This window comes from Streptomyces sp. KM273126 (genome assembly GCF_004337435.2).
GTDB classification, from domain to species: domain Bacteria; phylum Actinomycetota; class Actinomycetes; order Streptomycetales; family Streptomycetaceae; genus Streptomyces; species Streptomyces acidicola.
The window spans coordinates 2325101-2345381 of the sequence record NZ_SJXB02000001.1; the positions used below are offsets into that span (position 1 = coordinate 2325101).

The 20281-nt window shown below is 70.1% G+C and carries 19 protein-coding genes; 4 read left to right on the plus strand and 15 right to left on the minus strand.

The genetic code is table 11. The annotated features are described in order from the left end of the window. Window positions 1-17: 17 nt before the first annotated feature. The 9 genes from E0500_RS09995 to E0500_RS10035 form a co-directional block, all read right to left on the minus strand. A complete protein-coding gene (locus tag E0500_RS09995; RefSeq protein WP_131572196.1) occupies window positions 18-1424 on the minus strand; it encodes a HAMP domain-containing sensor histidine kinase in 1407 nt (468 codons plus the stop codon). Further along, entirely contained in the window at window positions 1421-2272 is an 852-nt protein-coding gene (locus E0500_RS10000; RefSeq protein WP_131572197.1) for a response regulator transcription factor, read from the minus strand. Before E0500_RS10000 ends, E0500_RS09995 begins: the two co-directional genes overlap by 4 nt. 208 nt (window positions 2273-2480) lie before the next feature. Beyond that, window positions 2481-2891 carry a PepSY domain-containing protein gene (locus E0500_RS10005; protein ID WP_258572715.1) on the minus strand — a complete coding sequence of 137 codons (411 nt, stop codon included), beginning with the start codon at window positions 2889-2891 and terminating at the stop codon, window positions 2481-2483. Between the two features lie 243 nt (window positions 2892-3134). Next, window positions 3135-3425: an SHOCT domain-containing protein gene (locus E0500_RS45375; protein WP_181587225.1), complete on the minus strand. Its 291-nt coding sequence runs from the start codon at window positions 3423-3425 to the stop codon at window positions 3135-3137. Window positions 3426-3577: 152 nt separating this feature from the next. Next, a complete protein-coding gene (locus tag E0500_RS10015) occupies window positions 3578-4897 on the minus strand; it encodes a glycosyltransferase (protein ID WP_258572718.1) in 1320 nt (439 codons plus the stop codon). 8 nt (window positions 4898-4905) lie between these two features. Beyond that, window positions 4906-5991, minus strand: a complete 1086-nt coding sequence (locus tag E0500_RS10020) for an ABC transporter ATP-binding protein (protein ID WP_131569077.1) — start codon at window positions 5989-5991, stop codon at window positions 4906-4908. Further along, the gene (locus E0500_RS10025; protein WP_258572719.1) at window positions 5988-6839 is read right to left on the minus strand and encodes an ABC transporter permease; all 852 of its coding nucleotides are present in this window, start codon (window positions 6837-6839) and stop codon (window positions 5988-5990) included. The genes E0500_RS10020 and E0500_RS10025 overlap by 4 nt, the downstream gene beginning before the upstream one ends. Next, window positions 6839-7780, minus strand: coding sequence for an ABC transporter permease (locus tag E0500_RS10030; RefSeq protein WP_131569079.1), 942 nt, complete (start codon window positions 7778-7780; stop codon window positions 6839-6841). The genes E0500_RS10025 and E0500_RS10030 overlap by 1 nt, the downstream gene beginning before the upstream one ends. Next, window positions 7780-8859: a spermidine/putrescine ABC transporter substrate-binding protein gene (locus E0500_RS10035; RefSeq protein WP_131569080.1), complete on the minus strand. Its 1080-nt coding sequence runs from the start codon at window positions 8857-8859 to the stop codon at window positions 7780-7782. The genes E0500_RS10030 and E0500_RS10035 overlap by 1 nt, the downstream gene beginning before the upstream one ends. A gap of 454 nt (window positions 8860-9313) precedes the next feature. Here E0500_RS10035 and E0500_RS10040 point away from each other — a divergent pair, with 454 nt between their 5' ends. Beyond that, complete coding sequence (locus tag E0500_RS10040; RefSeq protein ID WP_258572721.1) at window positions 9314-9835, plus strand: DUF4232 domain-containing protein; 522 nt, start codon at window positions 9314-9316, stop codon at window positions 9833-9835. 174 nt (window positions 9836-10009) lie between these two features. Then, window positions 10010-10483, plus strand: coding sequence for a carboxymuconolactone decarboxylase family protein (locus tag E0500_RS10045; RefSeq protein WP_131569084.1), 474 nt, complete (start codon window positions 10010-10012; stop codon window positions 10481-10483). Window positions 10484-10550: 67 nt separating this feature from the next. On the opposite strand, the gene E0500_RS10050 is transcribed toward E0500_RS10045, so the two are convergent. Together E0500_RS10050 and E0500_RS10055 are read right to left on the minus strand one after the other, a co-directional pair. Next, complete coding sequence (locus E0500_RS10050; protein WP_309505010.1) at window positions 10551-12044, minus strand: MFS transporter; 1494 nt, start codon at window positions 12042-12044, stop codon at window positions 10551-10553. Continuing rightward, on the minus strand, window positions 12041-12952 hold the full coding sequence (locus tag E0500_RS10055; protein WP_131569086.1) for an MBL fold metallo-hydrolase: 912 nt from the start codon (window positions 12950-12952) through the stop codon (window positions 12041-12043). Before E0500_RS10055 ends, E0500_RS10050 begins: the two co-directional genes overlap by 4 nt. Before the next feature lie 101 nt (window positions 12953-13053). Here E0500_RS10055 and E0500_RS10060 point away from each other — a divergent pair, with 101 nt between their 5' ends. Both E0500_RS10060 and E0500_RS43670 read left to right on the plus strand, forming a co-directional pair. Further along, the gene (locus E0500_RS10060) at window positions 13054-13998 is read left to right on the plus strand and encodes an AraC family transcriptional regulator (protein WP_131569088.1); all 945 of its coding nucleotides are present in this window, start codon (window positions 13054-13056) and stop codon (window positions 13996-13998) included. 68 nt (window positions 13999-14066) lie between these two features. Beyond that, entirely contained in the window at window positions 14067-14792 is a 726-nt protein-coding gene (locus tag E0500_RS43670) for a hypothetical protein (RefSeq protein WP_258572722.1), read from the plus strand. A 219-nt stretch (window positions 14793-15011) separates the two neighbouring features. Here the strand turns inward: E0500_RS43670 and E0500_RS10070 are convergent, their stop codons facing one another. From E0500_RS10070 to E0500_RS10085, 4 genes are all read right to left on the minus strand, one after another. Continuing rightward, complete coding sequence (locus E0500_RS10070) at window positions 15012-16187, minus strand: TIGR03118 family protein (RefSeq protein WP_165935159.1); 1176 nt, start codon at window positions 16185-16187, stop codon at window positions 15012-15014. Between the two features lie 172 nt (window positions 16188-16359). Continuing rightward, complete coding sequence (locus E0500_RS10075; protein ID WP_131569095.1) at window positions 16360-17553, minus strand: cytochrome P450; 1194 nt, start codon at window positions 17551-17553, stop codon at window positions 16360-16362. 128 nt (window positions 17554-17681) lie between these two features. Further along, the gene (locus E0500_RS10080) at window positions 17682-18299 is read right to left on the minus strand and encodes a TetR/AcrR family transcriptional regulator (RefSeq protein ID WP_131569097.1); all 618 of its coding nucleotides are present in this window, start codon (window positions 18297-18299) and stop codon (window positions 17682-17684) included. A 349-nt stretch (window positions 18300-18648) separates the two neighbouring features. Then, window positions 18649-20196: a transposase gene (locus E0500_RS10085; RefSeq protein WP_258572724.1), complete on the minus strand. Its 1548-nt coding sequence runs from the start codon at window positions 20194-20196 to the stop codon at window positions 18649-18651. Between the last annotated feature and the right edge of the window lie 85 nt (window positions 20197-20281).

Genomic DNA, 20281 nt, shown 5'->3' on the forward strand with positions numbered 1-20281 from the left:
TTCGGTGAGCGGCGGGACTACCGCTGAGCCCCGGACGTCATCGTGCGGGCCGGGCTGCGGGCGGGGCGGAGGTGTACGACGGCGTCGAGGCCTCCGCCCGGGGCGGCTTCCAGCGTGATGCGGCCGCCGCCGGCGCGCGTGAGCTGTTCCACGATGGGCAGGCCGAGCCCGGTGCCGTCGTGGTGGCTGTCGGAGGCGCGCCAGAACCGGTCGAAGGCGCGCCGGCGTTCGGTCTCGCTCATGCCGGGGCCCTGGTCGACGACATGCAGTTCGATGCCCTGGGGCGCGGGGCGGGTGGCCAGGGTGATGGTGGTGCCGGGCGGTGACACGCGCAGGGCGTTGGCGAGCAGGTTGTCGATGATCTGTTCCAGCGCGCCGGGGATGGCCCAGACGTGACCGGCCCGGCGCCCGGCGGTGGTGACGCCGACGTGGTGTTCGGCGGCGAACGGGGCCCAGGTGGCGGCACGTTCGGCCACCACGGTGTCCAGGTCGGCGGCTTCCGGGGTGGTGGCGGTGGCCTCCAGGCGGGCCAGGGAGAGCAGTCCCTGGATCATGCGGCCGAGGCGTTCGGTCTCACCGATGGCCTCTTCCAGGCTGTCGTGGACGGCGGGGTCGAGGTGCGGTTCGAAGTTCTCCAGCCGGATCCGCAGCGCGGTCAGGGGCGTTTTGAGCTGGTGGGAGGCTTCGGCGGCGAAGGCGCGCTGCGCTGTGAGCAGGTGTTGCAGGCGGGTGGCGGTGTGGGTGAAGGAGGCGGCCAGCCGCCGTAGTTCGGGCGGGCCGAGGTCGGTGGCCGGCGGGTTGGTGAGGCTGCCCTCGGCGAGCTGGGTGGTGGCGCGTTCGAGGGCGTGGACGGGCCGGATGATCCAGCGGGCCAGGGCGAGAGCGATGAGTGTCACGACCGCCAGCACGCTCAGGCCGATCAGGGCGAGGGTGAGCCAGATGTCGTGGACCCGGCCGTTGAGGACGTCGGTGGGGTAACTGAGCCGCAGGGCGCCGCGGATGGTGCTGCCGGAGGAGCCGGGGACGGTGGCGTAGCGGAACTCGGTGCCGCTGTCCGGATCGCGGGCGGTGCCGACGGTGGGCTGGTTGCGCAGGGCGGTGGCGATGTCCGGCTGAGCGGACAGATCGGCGCCGACGGGGGTGAGGGAGGCGGAGTCGGTCAGGACGGCACCCGTGCTGTCCACGATGACGATCCGCGCTCCGGTCCCCTCCGCGTAGCCGGTGGCCAGCTCCGGCAGCTCGTCGGTGTTCTTCTCCTCGATGCGTTCCTCGGCGAGCTCGGCGAGCATTCCGGCGTCCCGCTCGATGCTGTTGGACAGACGGGACGTCTCGGCGCGGGCGTACAGGAGGCCGAAGGGGATCTCCAGGCCCAGCAGCACCAGCAGGACCAGGCCGAGAAGGCCGGCAAGCAGACGCCGGGTCATGTACCGGTACCGGCTGCCGGGTGCACGTGGTCGGAGGGCCGTGCACTGTCGCGTGCGCCGTCGGAGGGCCGTGGGGCATCGGAGGGCGGTGCGGCATCCGGGACGTGGAGGCGGAAGCCGACCCGGCGGACGGTCTCGATCCAGGCGGGATCGCCGAGTTTGCGGCGCAGGGCGGCCACGTGCACGTCCAGGGTCTTGGTGGGGCCGAAGAAGTGCGGGTCCCACACCTGGTCGACGATCTCCCGGCGCGAGCAGACGGCCCCGGGGTCCATGGCGAGGTGCGCGAGCAGGTCGAACTCCTTGGGCGCCAGGGCGACGGGCGTTCCGTGGAGGTGGACCTGGCGGGTGCGGCGGTCGATGACCAGCGGCCCCACTGCCTGCGGTGCCCCCGCGGGCGCGGGCGCGGGGCCGGTGGCGCCGGGCGTCCGAGCGGGCGGGCTCAGGTCGGCTGTGCCGTCGGGGGCGCCCCCGTGGGCGTCGGCACCTGCCGTGGCCTGGGGGCGGGCGCGGCGGCTGACCGCGCGGATGCGGGCGACCAGTTCACGGACGCCGAACGGCTTGGCCATGTAGTCGTCGGCGCCCAGTTCGAGGCCGAGGACCCGGTCGATCTCCTCACCCCGGGCGGTGATCATGATGATCGGTACGTCCGAGCGCCGGCGCAGGGCCCGGCAGACATCGATGCCGTCCATGTCCGGCAGGCCCAGGTCGAGCAGAACCATGTCCGGGTCGTCCGCGGCCAGCGCCGCGGAGCCGGTGCGCACCCGTTCCACCGTGTACCCGTAGCGGGCCAGGCCTTCCGCCAGCGGGCCGGCGATCCGTTCGTCGTCTTCGATGAGCAGCACCTGCATGGCGTCAGGCTCACACAAGCGCACTGTCCCGCGTGCCATGATCACGCCAATCCGTCTCAGTCGTCATCCGGGCAGTCTCTGATACGCGTTCGGGGACGCCCCCGCTCGAAGAACCCAAGAAGACGGTCGGGCTCGCCGGCCGCAGGCGGTGAGGTTGCCTGCAGCCGGCGAGGCCGACCCCGTGGTTCCGGGTGGTTCCGGAGGCGGATCAGTCGTCGTCGCCGGCCTCGTCCTTGGTCTTGACGACCTTGTACGTCTTCGGGTCGAGGTAGACCTCCACCTCGCTGCCGTCGGCCTTCTTGATCTCCACCGCGTACGTGCCGGGGTTCTCGGCGTCCTCTTCGGACTTGATCACCGTGCCGGGGAACTCGGCCAGAGCCGCGGCCTCGGCCTTCTGCTTGGCCTCACCGGTCAGCGGGGTCTCCACCGGGTCACCGCCGCCCTCCTCGGCCTGCGCACCGCCCTCCGCGGCCTGGGTGTCGCCGCCGGCCTGACCGGCCGCGGCGCTGTTCGAGGACGAGGCGGAGTCACTGGAGTCCGAGCCGCCACAGGCGACCAGCCCGACCAGCAGAGCGGCGGTGGACACAGCGGCGGCGAGGGCGCGCTTGGATGCGTTCATGTCGAAGATCTCCAAGGGTGTCAGGGACGTCGTGCAGGCACCGGAACAGCAGCGGAACACCGCAGGTCCGGGCCGTTTCGGGGACGTCCACGACCCTAGGAACAGGCACTCAAGCAGGAGGCTAGAGAGCGGCCAGGAAACCGATAAGAAACGCCCAACCTTCGACGGCGACCACAACGGCGACGATCACCGCGGGCAGCACCTGGGGTGCGCCGGGCTGGTTCAGGGACGGGCCGGTCTGGTTCAGGGATGTGCCGGGCCTGGTGGTGGTGAACCGCGGAGGGTGGCCATACGCCGCTCGTATTCCTCCTCGTCGATCTCGCCCCGTGCGTACCGCTCGGCGAGGATCTGCTCAGGACCGGAGCGGGGGCCCGGAGGGCCGGGGAGGGCGGGGTGCCCCAGCCGCCGTGCCCGCTGCCGGGTGCGCCCGGACGCTGCGAGAGAGCGCGGAAGAACAGGACGACAATCACGACGATGACGACGATCGCCGCCAGGACCAGGAGGTTGCCGAGCACCATCCACGGCCACATCCATCCGCCGCCGCCGTGTCCGTACCAGTACATCATCGCGGTTCACTTCCCCAGGTGAGCGGTGCTCGGGGTGGGCACACACTGCGACCTTCCTCCTTCCATCATTACTCCTTCACTCCGCGACGCAGCCACACGAGAACAGCGGGCTCAGGCGGCTCACGCCGACGCGGCCCGCTCGATCAGATCGGCGGCCGTCCGCAGCCCGTCACGTGCCCGGATCGTCTCCGAGGCCTTGGCCAGGGCGGCCCGTGGGCCCGTGTCGCCGAGCAGTTCGTCGAGGGCCCCGTGGAGCTGGGCGTCGGTGAAGCGGTACGGGTCGAGCCGGACGCCGTGGCTCAGCTCGGCCATCCGCTGGGCGTTGTCGTACTGGTCCCAGAAGAGCGGCAGCAGGATCATGGGCTTGCCGAAGTGGAGGCATTCGGTGGTCGTGTTGTTGCCGCCGTGGGTGATGACGAGGTCGACCAGCGGCAGGATCCGCGTCTGCGGCAGGAACTCGGCGCCCCACATGTTCGGCGGGAGGTCGATCTCGTCGTGCAGAGGGCCCTTGGAGACGATGTACCGGTGCCGGGTGCGGGCGAGTGAGGCGATGACCCGGCGCATGAGGCCGACGTCGGCGGAGCCGAGCGAGCCCAGGCTGAAGTAGACCAGCGCACTGTCTTCCGTACCGCCCGCCGGGTCGGCCAGCTCCGGCGGCAGGGTGAACTCCTCCTCCGTCTCCCGGACCGAGGAGTCCAGCCGGTGCCAGGTGGGGCCCAGCGGGCGGGCGTCGGCGTAGTCGGCGAGCTCGGGGTAGAGGTAGAGGTTCAGGTCGCCCTCGTGGATGAACTCCAGGTCGGGGAGGGGGTGTGCGCCCTGCTCGGTCACCCAGGTGTTGAAGTCGGCCCACAGCGCGCGGTGGGTGCGGTCGTACTCGGCCCGGAAGGCGTCCCAGCCGGTGCGGTCGTCGGCCGGGTACCCGGAGAAGGGCGGGGGCACGTGCTCGCCCTTCATCTCCAGCGGGTTGCAGGAGACGATCCGTACGAAGGGCACTCCGGCCGTGGTCAGCGCGGGGAAGCAGACGACGTTGTCCTCGACGATCACGTCCGGGCGGACCCGGTCGATGATCGCCTTCAGTCGCGGCTCGCAGTAGCGGGCGCCGGAGACCAGCTCCTCCCAGACCGGCTTGACCCAGGTGTCCAGCTGCTCGATCGTCGGCTTGCGGAACTCGGGCGCGGTGTCCCGTATGAAGTCCTTCCAGAACTGGCCCGCGTCCTGGGGCTGTTCGGGCGGCGGCGCGAGATCGACCAGGTCCTCCTCGAAGCCGAGCGGGCTGAGCCTGCCCTTCCAGGAGGCCTCGGCCGCAAACACCACACGGTGGCCCCGGCGGCGCAGGACGTCTCCGATGCCGACGCAGTTGTTCGTCGGGCCGTAGGCGCTCTCCGGTGCGAAGAGGATGGTCAGAGGGGCGCTCAGGGGTCCGCTCAGGGGTCCGTTCAAGGGACCGTTCAAGGGGATTCTCCCGTCTTCTCGATCGTCTTCTCGATCAGTACGGCGCTCTCCGGGTGCCAGGTCAGTGCGACGCGGGCGCCGGACGCCACGGGGGCCGGGCCCGGCGCGGTGAGCAGGACCGGCCGGTCCAGGCCGGGAACCGTGACCGCGATCCGTGAGGAGCCGCCGAAGAAGCTGATGTCCAGCACGGTGCCGTGCAGCGGAGCGTCAGCGTCCGGGGTGTCCGCATCCGGGACGGCGAGCCGGATGCTCTCCGGGCGTACGGCGACGAGCCCTGTGGTGTGCCCGGTCGCCGTGCCCTCGGCCGCCGCGGGCAGGACGCCGACGCCCGGTACGTCGAGTCCGCCGGAGGCCAGCAGCCGTCCGGCGAAGATGTTGTTGGCGCCGACGAAGCCCGCGACGAATCTGCTCCGTGGGCGGCGGTAGAGCTCGACGGGTGTGTCGACCTGCTGGACGCGCCCCGCGTCCAGTACGGCGATCCGGTCGGCGAGCGACATCGCCTCCTCCTGGTCGTGCGTGACGACGAGGAAGGTGATGCCGGCCTCGTGCTGCAGCCGTTTCAGCTCCAGCTGCATCTCCGCGCGGACCTGTTTGTCGAGCGCCGACAGCGGCTCGTCGAGCAGCAGCAGACGGGGCCGCTTGACGATGGCGCGGGCCAGGGCGACGCGCTGCCGCTGCCCGCCGGACAGCTGCTGCGGCCGTCGCCGGGCCAGGGCGCTCAGCCCGACCGTGTCGAGCACCTCGGCGACCCGTTCCCTGATCTCCGCCCGGGGCAGCCCTTCGCGCGCCAGCCCGTACGCGATGTTCCGCTCCACGTTCATGTGCGGGAACAGGGCATAGGACTGGAACATCAGATTGACCGGTCGCCGGTGCGCGGCCAGGGCGAGCAGGTCGTGGCCGTCCAGGGTGACCGTGCCGCCGTCCGGCGTCTCGAACCCGGCGAGCACACGCAGCAGGGTCGTCTTGCCGCAGCCGCTCGGGCCGAGCAGCGCGAAGAACTCGCCCTCCTCTATGTCCAGGCTCACCCCGTCCAGGGCGATGGTGTCGCCGAACCGCCGGGTGACCTCATGGATACGGATCACGATGCCTCCGCGAGCCGGCTGATCCGCTGGGCTGCGATCACCACGGTGAAACTCACCGTCAGCAGGACGGTGGCGAGCGCGTTGATCTCCGGGGTCACCCCGAACCTGATCATCGAGTAGACGACGATCGGCAGGGTGGGGTCCTGGGGTCCCGCGGTGAAGAAGGCGATGACGAACTCGTCGAGCGAGAGCGTGAACACCAGCAGCGCGCCCGCCACGATGCCCGGGGCGAGTCCTGGCAGGGTCACCCGCAGGAAGGTGCTGATCTCTCCCGCGCCGAGATCGCGTGAGGCCTCCTCCAGCGAGGGGTCGGCATGGGCGATCCGGGTGCGGACGACCGCCGTGACGAAGGCCAGGCCGAAGACGGTGTGTGCGAGCAGGACCGAGTGCAGGCCGAGGGTTGCCGAGACCATCGAGTAGAAGGCCAGCAGGCCGATCGCGAGCACGATGTCCGGCAGGACGGCGGGCATCACCGACAGGGCGTGCAGCAGCCGTGACCGGTTCGCGTGGCGGGCCAGCCCCACGGCGAGCAGCGTGCCCAGGACCGTGGACAGGACGGTGGCGCCGGCCGCCACGATCACCGTGTTCGCCAGGCCTCTCAGCACCTCGTCGTCGCGGGCCAGCGTGCCGTACCAGCCGCTGCCGAACCCGCCCCACCGGTAGGGGCTTTCGGACCGGTTGAAGGACATCGCGACGAGTACGACGACGGGTGTGTAGAGGAACAGGTACGTCAGCCACAGCGGAAGTCCCGCCGCCAGCCGCCGAACGGGAAGCCGCCCCGGCCGTCGAACGGTAAGCCGCCCCGGTCGGCGCATCGGACGGCCCGCGCTTTCCCCTGTCCGGCGCATCAACGACGACTCCCCGTCCGGTGCCCGGCCCAGGCCTGCGCCATCAGCAGCAGGACCAGGAACGCCATGAGCGCGAGGGCCAGCACCGAACCGAACGGCCAGTCCCGCGCGGTCAGGAACTGGTCCCTGATCAGGTTGCCGACCATGACCGTGCGCCCGCCGCCCAGCAGTTCGGGGACCACGAAGTTGCCGAGGCTGGGCACGAAGACGAAGACGCAGCCGGTCAGCACGCCGGGCAGGGTGAGCGGAAGCGTCACGCTGCAGAACGTACGGGCCGGGCGCGCGCCCAGATCGGCGGAGGCTTCGAGGAGCCGTCGGTCGACCCGCTCGATCGCCGCGTACAGCGGCAGCACCATCAGCGGCAGATAGGCGTAGAGCAGCCCGACAACGACGGCCCCCTCCGTGTACAGCAGCCGCAGCGGCCGGTCGGTCACCCCGATACCGGTGAGGGCCCTGTTGACCATGCCTTCGCTGGACAGCAGCACGATCCAGGCATACGTACGGACCAGGAAGTTGGTCCAGAACGGCAGCACGACCAGGACCAGGGCGACCGTACGCCACCGTGCCGTCAGCCGGGTGATGGCGTACGCCGTCGGGTAGCCGAGGGCGAGCGCCAGCACCGTGGTGATGCCCGCGATCCGCAGCGAGTCCGTGAGGACGCCGGCGTACAGGGGGTCGGCGATCCTCGCGAAGTTGTCCCCCGTCACCCCGTCCTCGTACGCGATCCCGCCGAACCGCCCCCGCCGGAAGGCGGTGTAGCCGATCACGAGGGCCAGCGGCAGCACCAGCAGGACGACCAGGTACGAGAAGCCGGGGCCGATCAGGACGAGGCGGGCTCGTGTGCGCGCCGCGGAGCCGGCCTGTGTGCGCGTGCGCGCTCCGGAGCCCCCCTTCAGCCGACGCGTTACCGGGCCCGCCCCCGCACGGCCACCGGCCGCCATCACCCCGCGGTGACTTCCGTGACGATCCGCGCGTAGTCCGTCGTGGCGTCCCCGAGGTCGACGGCCGACTCGCCCTTCAGCAGTTCCTCGGGCGTCATGGCGAGGGTCGGATACTTCTTCACCAGGCCGGGATCGAGATCCGCCATGGCCGCCGCGTTGGGCACCTTGTAGAAGATGTTCGAGGCGGCCCAGGAGTGCGTCTTCGCGTCTAGGACGTAGTTGATGAAGGCGTGCGCCGCCTCCTTGTTCTTCGACGACTTGAGGACGACCATCGTGTCGGCCCAGAGGTCGCTGCCCTCTTTGGGGACCACGAACCCGATCCGCTTGTCGTCGGTCGGGCACCAGCCGTCCCAGGCCTCCACCAGCGCGGCCTCCCCGGACTTCAGCCGGTCGCCGAACGTGGTGTCGTCGTACGCGAGGAGTCCCTGCTTGGCGTCGAGCAGCAACTCCTTGACGCGGGCGAGCTGTTGGGCGTCGGTGGTGTTCACCGAGTAGCCGAGCACCTTCTGTGCGGGGAGGAAGAGCCAGCGCTCGGTCTTCAGCATGGTGATCTTCTTCTTCAGCGCGGCGCGCGGCTTCAGCAGATCGTTCCAGCTGTCGGGGGTGTAGCCGGTGAGGTCCTTGCGGTAGCAGAGCCCGGTGGTGCCCCAGGTGTAGGGGACGGAGTACTTGTTGCCCTTGTCGTGGGCGAGACGGGACGCCAGCGGGTCCAGGTTCTTCAGGTTCGGGACCAGCTCGTGGTGGATGGGTTCGAGCAGCCCCTGCTCCGCGAGCGCCTGCGCGTACTGGCCCGACACGAACGCCACGTCGATGCCGCTGCCGGAGGCGGCGGTCAGTTTGGCCACGATCTCTTCGTTGGTCGTGTGCTTCGCGACCGTGACAGGGGTGCCGACGGCGGACTTGAACCTGGCGGGCAGGTCCTCCGGCATGTAGCCGTCCCAGTTCGACACGGTGAGCCGCTGCTTGCTCAGGTCCGCCTCGGGGTCGAGCTTCGCGGGGGCGGTGGAGCCGCTTCCGGCCGGCTCGTTGCCGCCGCAGGCGGAGAGCAGGAGGGCGAGCACGGCTGCCGCGGCGCCCACGGGAACCAGTCCGAACCTTCGGGCCCGTAACGGTAATGCCCTACGAGCAGCTGACGGTCTTCTGGCACCTGACGGTCTACGCGTACGCGACACACCCACTCCCTCGCTGTCGAGATCAGCCGGTCGTGCGGGGCAGCGCCTGATGCACCGACAGGATCGCGGGCAGGCAGCGGTTCCGAAGTGTCGCACCATGAACGAATATCGGGCAAGATGCCGGAACGGGACCGTGTGCGCGGGGGTGGCACATCGCATGGGCCCGTGCAAGAGATCAGCGGCTCTCCTCGTCCCGGCAACCCGTTCCAGGCTGTCAGCGTCTGTGCTGGTCAGTGCCCGTTCCAGCGTTCCGGCGTCCCGTAGTGGCCGCCTTTTGTGGCGGGCGGGACGGACCGCGGAACAAGCTGCGGTCGTCCAAGCAGCCCGCTGGACGACCCACTTCCGCACCATGGAGATCTCGATGCGTTCGCGCTTTGCCGCCCGCTCCGCCCGCCTCGTCCTGACCGCCGTCGCGGCGGTGGCCCTCACCGCCACCGCGACCGCCACTGCCACCGCCGACAGCCGAAGCGGCAACGCGCAGGCCTGTGGAACCAACGACCTGACCTTCACGGTCAGCTCGGAGACGCAGGCGGGCGGCTACCTCCTCGTCACCGCCAAAGCCAAGTCCGGCGTCACCTGCACCCTGGAAGGCGTTTTCCCCTCCGCGTCCTTCGGCTCCTCCGCCGACACCGAGGTGTCGCCGGCCGAGCACAGCGTCAGCGAGAGCGTCACTCTCTCCGGCTCCAAGGCCGCGTACGCCGGCATCAACCCCAAGACGACCAACGACAACAACGGCAGGCAGTTCGACCTGCTCCACCTCTCCGTCGCAGGCGACGAGACCAACGCCATCACCCTCGACCTCCCCGACACCGTCACGGTCGACAGGCCCATCGCCACGAACTGGCACGCCGACCCGGCCGACGCCGTCCCCTTCTCCAGCTGACCTCCCCTCTCCAGTTGACCTCCGCGCCGGGCGCCTCCGCCGCGCCCGGCGACAGCAGCGTCATCTACCAGCGGGGTGCTCGTCGGAGACGTACGTCACATTCGTTCCTGTCACATCGCGTCGGGCCGCTCCGTCAGTGAGGTGTAACCGCCAACGACGACACAGGAGCCCAGCATGGAAGCTCGACTGAACCTCTTCGGCAACCCGGTCGCGGAGAAGTTCCTGCGGTACATCAACTCGGCGGGCAAGGTCGTCTCGGACTCGACCCTGCCGGCCGTGACGCGGGATCTGGTGCTGCTCCGCGCCAGCCAGATCAACGGCTGCGGTTTCTGCACCGACATGCATACCAAGGACGCCGCAGCGGCAGGGGAGACCGCGCAGCGCCTCCACCTGGTCGCGGCCTGGCGGGAGGCGAAGGTGTTCACCGACGCCGAGCGCGCCGCCCTGGAGCTGACCGAGCAGGGCACCCGCATCGCGGACGCGGCCGGTGGTGTCTCGGACGAGGCCTGGTCGAACGCCGCCAAGCACTACGACGAGGACCAGCTCGCCGCGCTGGTCTCGCTCATCGCCCTCATCAACGCCTACAACCGCATCAACGTCATCGTCCAGCAGCCCGCCGGCGACTACCAGCCCGGCCAGTTCGGATAACCCGGCCAGTTCGGATAACCCGGGCAGCTCGAACAACGGGGAGCGACAGCACACGCCCCGGGTGCCCTCACCAGGCGCCCGGGGCGTTGTTGAGAGTGGGTTCGCTCGGCTGCGTTTGCAGATCGCGCCGGGCACGGACAGCGCGCTGGACGTGGTGAGGCGGGCGGGCTCGGGGCAGGAACAGGGCGATGAACAGGCCGATCGCCATCGCGCCTGTCGCGATCAGGAAGGAGACGCGGAAGCCCTGCAGGGTCGGGACCGTGACCCCGTTCATGTCGTTCGCGGTGTTGGCGAGGACCATGCCGATGACGGCGCTGGAGACCGAGGCGCCGATCGAGCGCATCAGGGTGTTGAGGCCGCTTGCCGCGCCTGTCTCCGAGGCGGGGACCGCGCCGATGATCATGGCGGGGAGTGAGGCGTAGGCGAGGCCGATGCCCGGGCCCAGGATCACCGTGATGACGAGGCTCTGCCAGGCGGCGCTCATCAGGCCGAGGCCGGCGCCGTAGCCGATCGCGATGATCGCCATGCCGAGGATCAGGGTGGCCTTGGGGCCGTACTTCGCGGACAGCCGGGCGTAGACGGGGGCCGTGAACATCATGGTCAGGCCGAGCGGCGCCACGAGCGCGCCCGCGACCACCATCGACTGGCCGAGGCCGTAGCCGGTGGACTCGGGCAGCTGCAGCAGTTGGGGCAGGACCAGCGAAACGACCAGGAAGGAGAAGCCGACCATGATCGAGGCGAGGTTGGTGAGGAGCACCGCGGGGGAGGCCGTGGTGCGCAGGTCCACCAGCGGTGCCTTGAGCCGCAGTTCCATCCCGCCCCACAGGACGAGCACGACCGCCGACGCGGCGAACAGGCCGAGCGTGGTGGCCGAAGTCCAGCCCCAGTCACTGCCCTTGGTGATCGGCAGCAGGAAGAGGACGAGACCGGCGGACAGCCCGATCGAGCCGAGGACGTCGAAGGTGCCCCGCGCGCGGGTCGGGGACTCGGGGACGAGGAGAAGGGTGAGGGCGATGCAGAGGACGCCGAGGCCGGCGGCGCCGTAGAAGAGGGCGTGCCAGTCGGTGCGCTGGGCGACCAGGGCCGCGGCGGGCAGCGCGAGACTGCCGCCGACGCCCATGGAGGAGCTCATCAGGGCCATCGCCGAGCCGAGCTTTTCGCTGGGGAGCGTGTCGCGCATCAGGCCGATGCCGAGGGGTATCGCGCTCATCGCGAAGCCCTGGAGGGTCCGGCCCGCGACCATCGTGAGCAGGTCGCTGGTGAGGGCGCTGACGAGCGCGCCGACGACCATCACCGCGAGGCTGAGGACCAGCATGCGGCGCTTGCCGTAGAGGTCGCCGAGGCGGCCCGCGACCGGCGTGGTGACGGCGCCGGAGAGCAGAGTCGAGGTGATGACCCAGGTGGCGTTGCCCGGCTCGGTGCCCAGCAGTTGCGGGAAATCCTTGATGACCGGGACGAGCAGGGTCTGCATCACCGCGACCACGATGCCCGTGAAGGCGAGCACCGGGACGAGGGTCCGGCCGGCTCTGGTTGCGGGCCGGTCGGTCGACGTGTGCGTCACGCTGCTGCCCAGGCGCCGAGGGCGAACCCACCACTCTCCCGCCGGACTTCCACGGCACCCGCACCACCGAAGTGCGCGGGGACGAGCAACTCCCGTTCATCGGCTGCCCGCTCCAGAATCCGACGGCGACTGGTCACCGCCTGTTCCGGGGCCAGGCAGGCGTTGCTGTTGCAGCAGGGCTGGAGGATCTGCACCGGGCTGTGCAGCAGATCTCCGACGAAGACCGCCCGGTCGCTCCCGGATGCGAGTCGCAGCACGGACGAACCGGGAGTGTGGCCGGGCGCGGACTCCAGGGTGAGGTGTTCGTCGATGCGGTGGAGGCCGTCCCACAGCAGGGTCTGTCCGGCCTGGTGGACGGGCGCGACACTGTCCTCGTAGATCAGGCGGTCGACCTGCTGCAGGCCGTTCCCGTATGCATTGTCCGGGCCGTAGTGGAAGTCGTCGGCGGCCGGAATGAGGTATTGGGCGTTGGGGAACGTCGGTACCCACTCCCCGTCCGCGTCGACGGTGTTCCAGCCGACGTGATCGACGTGGAGGTGGGTGTTGACGACGACGTCGACATCCTGTGGGCGCACACCGGCCCTGGCCAGAAGACCGAGAAAATCCCCCTGGCACTGGTGGAACGGCGGCATGCCGGGCCGCTCGCGACCGTTGCCCGCTCCGGTGTCGACCACGACGGTCCGCCCACCGCTGCGCAGCACCCACGTCTGCAAGGCAAGCACCGCCCAGTCGCTGTCCGGCTCCCAGTGGTCCGGTGCCAGCCAGTCCTCGTTGTCCTTCCATACGTCGGCAGTAGCTCCTGAAAACATGCCGGAAGCAGGCGCGAAGGGTCTGTGCCACTCAACGACCCGGATGACCTCGACATCCCCCAGCACCATGCTCTGCACGCTCGCGTTCTCGTTCGTCATGTGCTCGACCCTAAGAAGGCCCGAACGATCCTCTCAATGCGCATCCAGCTCAATAAAATAAGAATCCGTCTCATGCTCTGTACGGCAGATACTTTGGGTGGATGGATGTGGTGAGCGACGCGATCTCTGTCGTGCACCTCGGGCACCCCGCGTCCCACCGGGTGCGGACGAGGGGGAGCTGGTGCGCACGGCTGGACCCGTACGACGGCGCCGGCTTCTACGTCGTCCTGAAGGGCAACTGCTGGCTGCTGCCCGACGGCGGCGCACCGGTACCTCTCGGCGTGGGGGACGCGGTGCTGCTGCCTCATGGGGCGGGCCATGTGATCGCCGATTCCCCCGTCGATGCGGCGGTCGCGCAGGAGAAGGCGGTGCCGTTCGGGCAATGGCTTGAGGAGACAGGGAAGACAGGGCAGACAGGGCCGCGAGTCCAGCCTGATCATGACGAGACGGAGATGCTCTGCGGCAAGTACTGGCTCGACTGCAGCCGCATCCACCCGCTCATGGCAGAGCTGCCCGAGATCGTCCACCTTCCCAACCGAGTGGGACGTCACCTCGAACTCCGTGCCGCGATCGACCTGCTCGCCGGTGAGCTGGACGAGAGGCAGCCCGGCTCCTGCATCGCGCTGCCGAACCTGCTCGACCTCCTCCTCGTCTACATGATCCGCTCCTGGATGACCGAGACCACCAGCGGAGCCTGGCCCAGCGCACTGGGCGACCCGGTGACGGCTGCCGCCCTGCGGGCGCTGCACTCGAACCCGGCCGCGCCGTGGAGCAACGACCGCCTGGCCGCGGAGGCGGGCGTCTCCCGTCCCACCCTGGCGCGCCGGTTCACCACCCTGGTCGGCCGCCCTCCGATGGCGTACCTCACGTGGTGGCGCCTGATCCTCGCCGCCACCCTGCTCCGGGACACCCCGGACACCCTGGCCGCCATCGCCGACCGAGTCGGCTACGGCAGCCCTTACGCGCTCTCACACGCCTTCCAGAGGGAGTTCGGTACGACGCCGGGGCGGTATCGAGCGCAGGCCGCGAGTCGATCCCCCGGATGAGTACGTACGGCCTCGCTCTGAGTAGCCGTACTCATGCCCGATTCACCGCTCGCACCCACACTGCGAACATGCGACGACTTTCCGGGGAAAAACCCGTTATCGGCCGTATCGTCCGCCCCTCGCGCCACGCCTCCCGCGCCCGGCGTGGCGCGGCGCTGGCGGCGCTGTGCGCCCTCACCCTCGCCGCCTGTGGCACCGAGCGGGCGGGTGACGAGGACGCGAAGGCCGGTTCGCCGGCGGCGTCCCGCGCCGGGGGCGGCGATGCCGACTCCGGTGACGCCGAGTTCCTCGCCTTCATGGAGATGCTCACCTCCCTCGCCAAGCCGTGCCTGAAGGACGTTCCGGACCCGGAGCCGCCTCCCGAGCGGGAGCCGGAGCCGGATACGGATACGGCGGCCCCGCCCACCACTGCCCTCCCCGAGCCGTCCCTCCCGGACGAGCCGCCGCCCGCAGGTGAACCCCAGGACCCCGAGTCCGCCAGGAAGGAGGTGGAGTTGAGCTCCGTGGAGAAGTGCGATGCCCGCATCCACACCCGCCGCATCACGAAGGCGCTCAAGGACACGGCCGACCCGACGCCGGGGCAGGTCGGCGACGTCCTGCGGGGCCTCGGCTACATCGACGAGCGGATCCACGGCCCGCAACGCTCCGGTGAGAGCGTGGAGTTCACCCTCGACCTGCGGGTGATGGGCGGTCAGCTGTGCCTGTCCGGCCGCGTGACGGGCGCACGTACCTTCGTCGAGCCGTACGGCGCCTCCGAGGAGGTCAGCTGTCCGGATGTGCGGCGCCGTGCGTGAAGAGTCCTGACCGGCCGTAATCGCCCGGACGGGACGGTGCCGGCGCGATCACGCTCGCGTCCGTCTCCCCGCCTTCCGCACCGCGACGGGGTCACCGATGCTCGCCCTGCGGGCGGACTGAGCCGGCAGGACCGGCGAGCGCGAGAGCTCGGGGTCAGGGCAGGTGCCCGCCCGGCCGTGTGGCCGCCCGGCGGGCACCCGAGGTGCGGTGACGACGGGTCATCCCGCGGCGCGCAGGGTTCCGAGCAGCCCGTGGTTCTCGTCCTCGATACCCGCGGCGAACCAGATGGTGTGCCTGCCGCCGGACTGGTCGGTGCCGCGCTGCAGCCCCCACAGGCCGGGGATCACGATCGGGTTCCCGGCGGGGCTCTTCAGGGTGCCCTCGAACCGGCCCGTCTTCAGGTCGAAGGCGTGGATGCGGCCGTCTCCGAAGTTGCCGACGAGCAGGTCACCGGCGAACTGCCCGAATCCCTTGGGCGCCACTTCGAGGCCCCAGGGCGAGTTGAGCACACCGCGGCTCGCGAAGCGCTTGAGGAGCTTGCCCTCGGTGCTGAACACGTTGATGAAGCCGTTGCCCGGACCGGCGACGTCGTCGTGCTTGGCGGCGTCCTGGAGGGCGTACGTCACGAAGACCTTGTCGCCGATCTTCTTGATGTCGAACGGCGCGAAGCCGGCGGGGAGGCTCGGGTCCTTGAAGCGGTGGTCGTTCGGCAGCTTCTTGAATTTCGTGTTGAAGCTGTCGACGCGGGCGTCACGGAAGTTCGCGACGAGGATGCGCGGCTTGGACTTCTTGTCCTTGTTGTGGTCCTTCTTGTCGTGCTCCTTGCCCTTCTTCTCGCCGGGCACCAGGGTCAGGCCCTTGAACACGGCGTTCCTGTTGCCGCTGGGCTCGAACGCGACCTGGATGGCGTTCGGGCTCACGTCCGGGTTGAACGCGAACAGGGAGCCGCTCTCCGAGGAGAAGATGAACCGGGCGGGGCCGGACTTCCCGGCGACACTGAAGCGGAAGTTGTCGGTGTCGTTGCGCACCACCCCGTCCGGAGCGGCACCGGAGGGGAACGGCACGACCAGCCCGGTGTTGTTGACCGGCTGGTTGTCCAGAGCGCCCGTGTACGCGGTGGCCGTGTCGGAGCCGTTGTTCGACACGAGGATCGCACCGTTGGTCTTGCGGACCAGACCCCAGGGGTTGACCAGGTTCGGGTCGGTCGTCTCCGCCCTGCCCGGGATGTCGGAGACGAGGTCGCGCTCCACGAAGCCGTGATTGGTCCGGTGCTGCGTGTGCTCCGCCCCGGGCGACGCGCCGGCGAGCGCGCCGACCGTGCCCAGGGTCAGCGCGACCGCAGTCAGCCGCCGCAAGCCGCGGCGGGGTCTACGGGCCGTTGCCAGTGATGCCATGCAGATGCTCCTGTTCCAGTACGAGTCCCGAAAGGGCAAACTGGTAGAAGTCATCTCATGTGACCGCAAGTATGACCGCCATTGACACGCCGAGCACCTCACCCGACAGGCCCCGCCTTCGTCCCTGCGCCGCTCCTCCCCTGGTGAGTCACCAGACGACCCACCTGGTGACTCACCAGGTGACGGGGAGGCGGGTGACCCCGTGGATCGTGGTGCCGGCGCGCAGCGGTACCTGTTCCGCAGGGATGGCGAGGCGCAGTGCGGGGAACCGTCGCAGCAGCGCCGGGTAGGCCAGGCGCATTTCCGTCCGGGCGAGTTGCTGTCCCAGGCACTGGTGGACGCCGTGGCCGAAGGCGAGGTGTCCCATGCGGCCGCCCGCGACGTCGAGCCGTTCGGCGGCAGGGAAGTGCCGCGGATCGCGGTTGGCCGCCGCCAGCGAGACCGTCACGGACTCGCCGGCCCTGATCGGCCGGCCCTCGATCTCGATGTCCTCGCGTGCGGTGCGCACGACGACGAAGACGATGCTGAGGTGGCGCAGCAGTTCCTCGACCGCCGCGCCGACCGTCGCGGCGTCACGCACCGCCTCCAGCTGGGTGGGGTTCTGCAGGAGAGCGAAGGTGCCCAGGGCGAGCATGTTCGCGGTGGTCTCGTGTCCGGCGAGGAGCAGGAGTGAGGCCATCCCGGCGATTTCGGTGTCGGTCGGTTCCGGGCGGGCGGCGAGGCCGCTGAGCAGGTCGTCGGCCGGGTGGGTGCGCTTGTGTGCCGTGAGTTCGGCGAGGTACGTCGTCATTCGCTGCAGGGCGGCCTCCCGTTCCTCCTCCGGCAGGTCGAAGCTGATCAGCAGGACGGAGTCGCGCTGGAAGCCGGCCCGGTCGGCGTAGGGCACCCCGAGCAGCTCGCAGATCACCAGGGAGGGGACGGGCAGCGCGAACTCCTGGACCAGATCGGCCGGAGGCCCGGCCGCGGCCATGGCGTCCAGGTGGTCGGCGACGATGGCGGCGATCCGCGGTTCCAGCGACTTCATCCGGCGCACGGTGAACTGGCCCGTCAGAAGCCTGCGGTACCGGGTGTGGTCGGGCGGGTCCATCAGGAGGAAGAAGCCCGGCGGCGCCGGTGAGCTCTGCTGGTCGTCGGGCGGCCCCATGGGCGGGTGCTGGATCTCGGCGCGGCAGCTGAAGCGGGGGTCGGAGAGCACGGCACGGGCCGCGGACTGTCCCGTCACCAGCCAGCCCACATGGCCGTCGCTGTAGGTCATGCGGCGGATGGGCGCCTCGTCGCGCCATAGGCCCAGCTCTTCGGGGGGATCGAACGGGTTCCGGCGGGTGAGGGGGAGCGGCGGAGGGGTGGAAGGTACGGCGCTGCTCATGGCACTCCTTCGAGGTCGGTGTCCGGCCGCGCTTCACCTCCATAAGAACGCACTGGGTGAAAAAATGCAACGAATGCAAAAATCCGCTGGGTGTGCGTGCGTCATCGCCCCGCGTCGCGGACGGGTCGTCAGGAGTCGAGTGCCCGCAGGCCGTCGATCGCCATGCGGGTGCCCCGGTCGATGCTGTGCCGTACCTGCTCGGGGGAGTCGCGGCGTTCGACTGCGGCGGTCGCGGCCATGTGCTGGGCGCCGGCGAGGGCGCCGATGGCGGCCATGGCGTCGATGAGGTCGAGTTCGTCCGGGTAGGACTCGTGCAGCGCTCTGGCCAGGTTCCGCTGGAGCTCGAACATGAGGTGCAGTTCCCGGGCCTGGAGTGCCGGGACGGCGGCGACCAGCGCGTCGCGGGCGGGGGCCAGTTCGAGCAGCAGGTCCAGGTCGGAGTCCGGGGCGGACATCATCCGGTCCATGGTGCGCTGCAGCAGGTCGGCCACGGTTTCGCCCGGCCGGCGGTCGCCGATCACGGCGAGGGCCTGCTCTTCGCGTGAGGCGAAGTCGAAGAAGACCACGTCCTCCTTGCTGGCGAAGTAGCTGAAGAAGGTCCGGGTGGCGATGTCCGCCGCGGCGGCCATCCCGGCCACGGTGGTCTGTTCGTACCCCTGCTCGCTGAACAGGCGCAGGGCCGTCCGGATGACGGTGCGTCGGGTGCGCTGTTTCTTGCGCTCTCGCAGGCCCGGCTCCTCACTCATGGCGCGACGGTACCACATGCCGCACCCGACGCATTTTTGCACGCATTGATTTTCTGCATCCAGTGCGTTTTTATGGAGTCCGGGAGGATCCGGGGGGGCTCCTTGCCACCCCGGGTTCTGCCAAGTCCGCCCGGTCTTTCCAAGGGGAGCACTCTTCGACGACACGCTTATCGCCCGCCGCCACCCAGGCAGGCAGCGACTACGCCCGGCTCGCCCGGCAGATCGCCGACGCGGGCCTGCTGCGCCGGCGCCCGCTCTGGCCGGCTTGCGCCGATTGCCCAGCCGCAGCGGATGGCGATCGTGCTGCACCATCTGTGCGACCTGAGCGTGGAGCGGGTAGCGTCTCTGATCAGCTAAGCGAACCTATGTGAACCGTAGGGTCCGGTGTGGGTTCTGCCCATCTGGGCGGGGAAGCATGAGCGTGGAGATGGAATCCCGCGCCCAGTGCTGCTCCGCGTGGCCGGTGTCGGCGGGTGGTGGGTGTGCTGGTCGTCGTCACGCCCTGGTGCCGGTGGGCTGCGCGGGGCAGCCGTCTTGGGCCCGTTGGTGCGTGTCCCTCCGGACGCTTGCCCGCCGGGCCCGAGGGGCCGGTGGGGGAGGGTGCCCTGCGTCGCCTGGGCGCGGGGCGTGTGGTTCTGCGCCGGGTGGGCCCGGTCTTGGACCGGTCCTTGGCGCGGGTTTCGGTGGTGACCGGTTCGACCACTGCGGCGGCTTCGAGCTTGTCGACCATACTGCGGATGGCCATGGTGCTGCTGGCGCGGTCGGTGACGGTCTTGGTCTGGTGAGTGAGGCCGCGTGCGGCGATGCGCTGCCACGCACCGGTGTCGCGGTTGCCCTGCCAACTGCACGCAGTGTTGGGGCAGATGGCCCACTTCCAGCCGGGTGTAGTGGGCCGGTCGGGGGCTGTGCGGTGGCGCAGTGGGACCAGGCAGCGGGGGCAGTGCCGGGAGGTGCCCCTCGCGGGGACGGTGACGATGGCGATGCCCGCCTCGGCGGCCAGATGCCGCATCCGCGCCACGATCTGTCCCCGTACCTGCTGGGACAGGCGGGTGTTGAGGGTGCGGCCCATGCCCTTCGCCTCCATCGAGCGGATGTCCTCGACGTAGATCACGCTTGCACCGGCGGTGATCGCCTGGTCGACCGTCCAGCGAGCCGCAGCCCATGCCAGGGCGTCGTTGAGGTTCGAGCGCCGGGCGGACACGTGCCGGATCTCCTCGGCCAGGACAGCGTGCTTGCCGGTCAGACGATGGCCGTCGATACCGCCATCGCCATCGCCATCGCCATCGCCGTTGCCGATGAGCCGTTGGTAGTGGTCGGTCTTGGCGTGCAGGAACTCGCCTTGTCGGCGCAGCCGGTGCTGTTTGGCCAGTACTCCGGCCGCGCGAAATTGAGCGCCACAGCCCAGCGCGGTGATCGTGCCGTTGTCGTGGAGCCGGACGGCGCCCGCGCTGAGCAGTGTGTTCAGTCCCCAGTCGACGCCCAGCGCCACGGTGTGCCCGGTGCGCCGGGCCCTCGGCACGGTATGGGTGTAGGCGAGGTCGGCGCGCACCCGGCCCCTGTGTATGCGCAGGGTGGGCAGGTGCAGCACCGCGCGGGGTGGGACGGTGGGCGGCAGCGTGATCGGGCAGGCCACCCACGTCCAGTCCCGGTAGGAGCGCGGGTCGGGGCGGGTGGGCAGCTGCACCCTCAGCAGCGCCCGGCCCGGATCGTCGGCGCGGACGATGGTGGCCTGCTGGCCATCACAGGCCGATAGCAGCAGTATCCGCGCCACGCGCGGTGCGCTCTCCAGCTCGAACACATCGGCCGGCAACCGGCCGTGCCGGTGCTGGAAGGCGGCGATCTGCCGGGTCCGGGATCTGATCACTACGGAGGGCAGGTGCCGGCCGTCGGGGATCACCTCGCGGACGCCATCCCATTTCGTCAGCGGACCGCTTGGCGGGGTCGGCGGGCCACGTCCCGATAACTGCGGTGGTCAGGTCGGC

Excerpts from the sequence above, each read along its gene's own strand:
- E0500_RS10060 (WP_131569088.1), top strand. The coding sequence starts at position 13,054 with ATGGATGTGGTGAGCGACGCGATCTCTGTCGTGCACCTCGGGCACCCC.
- E0500_RS10025 (WP_258572719.1), bottom strand. The coding sequence starts at position 6,839 with ATGCGCCGGACAGGGGAAAGCGCGGGCCGTCCGATGCGCCGACCGGGG.
- E0500_RS10045 (WP_131569084.1), top strand. The coding sequence starts at position 10,010 with ATGGAAGCTCGACTGAACCTCTTCGGCAACCCGGTCGCGGAGAAGTTC.
- E0500_RS10080 (WP_131569097.1), bottom strand. The coding sequence starts at position 18,299 with ATGAGTGAGGAGCCGGGCCTGCGAGAGCGCAAGAAACAGCGCACCCGA.
- E0500_RS10075 (WP_131569095.1), bottom strand. The coding sequence starts at position 17,553 with ATGAGCAGCGCCGTACCTTCCACCCCTCCGCCGCTCCCCCTCACCCGC.
- E0500_RS10070 (WP_165935159.1), bottom strand. The coding sequence starts at position 16,187 with ATGGCATCACTGGCAACGGCCCGTAGACCCCGCCGCGGCTTGCGGCGG.
- E0500_RS43670 (WP_258572722.1), top strand. The coding sequence starts at position 14,067 with ATGCGACGACTTTCCGGGGAAAAACCCGTTATCGGCCGTATCGTCCGC.
- E0500_RS10005 (WP_258572715.1), bottom strand. The coding sequence starts at position 2,891 with ATGAACGCATCCAAGCGCGCCCTCGCCGCCGCTGTGTCCACCGCCGCT.
- E0500_RS45375 (WP_181587225.1), bottom strand. The coding sequence starts at position 3,425 with ATGGATGTGGCCGTGGATGGTGCTCGGCAACCTCCTGGTCCTGGCGGC.
- E0500_RS10040 (WP_258572721.1), top strand. The coding sequence starts at position 9,314 with ATGCGTTCGCGCTTTGCCGCCCGCTCCGCCCGCCTCGTCCTGACCGCC.
- E0500_RS10030 (WP_131569079.1), bottom strand. The coding sequence starts at position 7,780 with ATGGCGGCCGGTGGCCGTGCGGGGGCGGGCCCGGTAACGCGTCGGCTG.
- E0500_RS09995 (WP_131572196.1), bottom strand. The coding sequence starts at position 1,424 with ATGACCCGGCGTCTGCTTGCCGGCCTTCTCGGCCTGGTCCTGCTGGTG.
- E0500_RS10000 (WP_131572197.1), bottom strand. The coding sequence starts at position 2,272 with ATGCAGGTGCTGCTCATCGAAGACGACGAACGGATCGCCGGCCCGCTG.
- E0500_RS10055 (WP_131569086.1), bottom strand. The coding sequence starts at position 12,952 with ATGACGAACGAGAACGCGAGCGTGCAGAGCATGGTGCTGGGGGATGTC.